2 protein-coding genes and 2 pseudogenes are annotated in these 2,910 nt (G+C 72.5%); 2 read left to right on the top strand and 2 right to left on the bottom strand.

Annotated elements, in window-relative coordinates:
• Positions 1-271: 271 nt before the first annotated feature.
• Positions 272-499 (bottom strand): annotated as a pseudogene (locus B7767_RS15535) (ABC transporter permease); the annotation flags it as partial.
• 363 nt (positions 500-862) lie between these two features.
• On the opposite strand from B7767_RS15535, the gene B7767_RS15530 reads away from it, so the two are divergent.
• Both B7767_RS15530 and B7767_RS15525 read left to right on the top strand, forming a co-directional pair.
• A complete protein-coding gene (locus B7767_RS15530) occupies positions 863-2,047 on the top strand; it encodes an RNA-guided endonuclease TnpB family protein (RefSeq protein WP_179167159.1) in 1,185 nt (394 codons plus the stop codon).
• 34 nt (positions 2,048-2,081) lie between these two features.
• A pseudogene (locus tag B7767_RS15525) lies at positions 2,082-2,387 on the top strand (TetR/AcrR family transcriptional regulator); the annotation flags it as partial.
• Positions 2,388-2,390: 3 nt separating this feature from the next.
• Here the strand turns inward: B7767_RS15525 and B7767_RS15520 are convergent.
• Positions 2,391-2,910 (bottom strand): type ISP restriction/modification enzyme (locus tag B7767_RS15520; protein WP_306297961.1); only part of this gene is annotated, 520 nt, incomplete at its 5' end.

Here is a 2,910-nt window from a genome sequence, read left to right as displayed (position 1 = left end):
CGAGCGAGCCGCGTCTCGCTCTTCGCCCCGCTGCGTCGGCTGCGCCGCTCCCTGTTCGGCAGCCGGTAGCGCCAGCGCCCGGACGGTCCACCTCCGTCCCGGCGCGGCGCCCCGCCCCGTCCGTCATCCCCACGGCGCGCGGCGGCCCTCCGGCGCCCGACCCGACACCGGCACCTCCCCATGCCGGCGCCCCCGTTCCCACCCGGCAGTGCTCCGGGGGCACCCCGGTCGGCTCCACCCTGGCAGGGACCTGACATTCGAGCCGGGAGCCTCACCCCCTTCCGCGCCCGTACTGCCGTACCGCCAGAGGTACGAACACCACGAGCAGCACCGCGCACCACCCCAGTGACCCCGCGACGGGATGCGCCACCGGCCAGGCCGCCCCGTCGGGTACGGGCGCGTTGCCGAACAGGTCCCGCAGCGCCGTCGCCACCGCGCTGATCGGGTTCCACTCCGCGACCGTGCGCAGCCCGTCCGGCAGCCCCGCCGTCGGAATCTGAACTGCGGGGACCAGGTGGTGACCGGAGCCTGACGTGATCCGGCTGGTCCATCACCCCCGCGCGCTGATGCACCTCCAGCCATGGCTGCCAAGGACGATGTCACCTGGTCTCATGCGAGGAGATACGCCGTTCACGCGGTGGAGGAACGCCTCCCGTATCAGTTGCGCGGAGCGTCGCTGCACCCAGGGCGGGCGAGGCGTGCTCCGACAGCCGACCGCGGAGTCGGGCGAATGCGAGCGCATGTTCCATTGTTCGCCGGTCGGGGTGGTGGCGATGGAAAGGGTGTGCGGGTGTGCGGGGCTCGTGCGTACGGTCAATGGAGCGGAAGTCGGCTGATCGGGGCAGAGGCGGAGGTGCGGGCAGTGAGGGAGGCGGAGCGTGCCCGGTATACGTATCGGTTGCGGGTGTCGGCTACCGCGCGGGTGGGGTTGGAGGGGGAGTGGGGGCGGTGTCGGTGGCTGTGGAACGAGTGCGTGGCCCGCTCCCGGAAGGCCCATGCCGAGGGGGAGACGTGCGGTCCGGCCCGGCTGGACGGGATGTTGACCAAGGCCCGCTCGGTGACGCCGTGGCTGACCGAGGGGGCTTCGGTGCCGCAGCAGCAGACCATCCGTGACTTCGCAGCCTCCCGAACCAAAGCCATCAAGGACATCAGGAACCGGCTGCCGCTCGGGCGGCGGGCCGGAATGCCCCGGCACAAGAAGAAGCGCGGGGCGGACCCGAGCCTGAACTACACGCGGCGCGGCTTCCGTCTCAAGGACGGGCGGCTGCATCTGGCGGGCGGGATTGTCCTGACCGTGGTCTGGTCGCGTCCCCTCCCGGCCGAGCCGTCGAGCGTGCGGGTGTACCGCGACGGTGTCGGGCACTGGTACGCCTCGTTCGTCGTCCCCGCCTCGTATGAACCGCTCCCACCCACCGGTGCGGTGATCGGTGTCGACTGGGGCGTGAGGGAGACCGCCACCACCACATCGGACGCCCACGACCTGCCCCACCCCCGACACGGACACAGGGCTCAACAGAAGCTTTCCCGTTACGACCGGATGATGGCCCGCCGCAAACCGAAGAAGGGGCAGACCGCGTCGAAGGGGTACCGGGAGGCGAAGCGGTGGCGGGCGAAAACGTACGCGAAGATCGCCCGGCAGCGGCAGGACACCGCCCGTAAATGGGCCAAGCGCGTGGTGCGCGACCATGACGTGATCGCGGTGGAGGACTTCCGGCCCAAGTTCCTCGCCAGAACGTCGATGGCGCGCAAGGCAGCCGACGCCGCGATCGGCGCCACCAAGCAGGCCCTGGTCGAGATGGGCCGCAAGCACGGCCGAGATGTGCGTCTGGTGCATCCCGCGCACACCACCATGGACTGCGCCAGGTGCGGAGCGAGAGCCAAGCACGCCCTGCCGCTGTCGGAACGCATTTACACCTGCACCGCGTGCGGAGCTGTCTCCTCGAGGGACAAGAACTCCGCCCGTGTGGTGCTTGGCCGGGCAGGTCTGGACCCGGCTGGTGTCGAGGGCGCAAGACCTCCCGGAGCGCCGCTCCGGGAGGCAGCCTGAGCCAGGAATCCCCTCCCGTCAAGGAGGGGAGCGGTCAACGGTCTACGGCTTCAGCCCCAACTCCCTGCGCTACTTCGAGCACTGCCTGGGCTGTCCGGACACGCTCCCCGGTCCCTACGTCCCCAACGAACTGGCCACCGCCGAGCGGACCCGTTCGCTGCCCTGGTCGCAGGAGGAGGAGGACGCGGTCCGGATCGCCTATCTGGGCGGCCGGATCGCCAGCGGTGAGTACCCGCGGATGGCGGCCGCCTTCGCGGAGGACGCCGGGCCGATCGACCTGGAGGCGGTGTTCGAGCGGGCGCTCGGCCGGGTGCTGGACGGCTTCGAGCCCCGCGGCTGACCCTCAGAGCAGCGCGAGCTGGCCCTCCGGCCCCTCCTCGTGGGCGTCCAGCACCGAGGCGGGGCGGCGTGCGGAGGGCGGCACCGGGAGCACGCCCGCCGCGCGCAGCTCGGCCGGTGTGACCGGGTCGGGGAGGGCGGCGTCCGTCAGCTCCCCCTGCTCCGGGCGCAGTTCGGCCAGCAGGGCGAGGACCGTGATCAGTTCCAGGAGCTCCGAGGTCCAGGCCTGGGGCCAGCCGGCCGGCCCGATCGCGGCCAGGGTGCCCGGCTCGGCCGGCTCCGTGCGGGCCGCGAACCACCGCTCCAGCACCCGGACACCGCCGGCCTCGAAGTCCCAGGCCCCGTGCGGCACCGGGGAGATGCGGCCCTCGTCGAGCAGCAGCGTCTCCCCGTCCCGGTCGTAGTCCACGGTCACCGGCCGGGAGGGCAGCGGGGCGCGCACGTACGGGCGGCGCCCGCCGGGGAGCCTGGGCCGTTCCCCGTCGCGCCGCGACAGCCACAGCATCCGGCGGCCCAGCGCGACG

This window comes from Streptomyces sp. 13-12-16 (assembly GCF_002114215.1).
Classification (GTDB): domain Bacteria; phylum Actinomycetota; class Actinomycetes; order Streptomycetales; family Streptomycetaceae; genus Streptomyces.
Note: the sequence above shows the minus strand (reverse complement) of the source record. Positions and strands in the feature narration are given on the sequence as shown.